The 256-nt window shown below is 67.2% G+C and carries 1 protein-coding gene; it reads left to right on the forward strand.

From position 1 onward, the window contains the following. Positions 1 to 256 (forward strand): hypothetical protein (locus QQM72_RS40775; RefSeq protein ID WP_314225846.1); only part of this gene is annotated, 256 nt, incomplete at both ends.

Here is a 256-nt window from a genome sequence, read left to right on the forward strand (position 1 = left end):
CGATGGCCGAACTGTTCGTCCGGGGCGTCCCCGTCGACTGGGCGGGTGTCCTCCCGGCCAGTGCCGCCGCCACCCAGGTCGATCTGCCGACGTATGCCTTCGATCATCAGCATTACTGGCTGCGTTCGGCTCCTGTTGTCGATGCTGTCGCGCTGGGTCAGGCGGGTGCTGATCATCCGCTTATCGGCGCGGTCGTTGGCCGGCCGGATTCCGGTGGTTTCATGACCACCTCGCGGTGGTCGGTGGACGGGCACCC

The organism is Streptomyces zaehneri, assembly GCF_032248645.1.
Classification (GTDB): Bacteria; Actinomycetota; Actinomycetes; order Streptomycetales; family Streptomycetaceae; genus Streptomyces; species Streptomyces coriariae.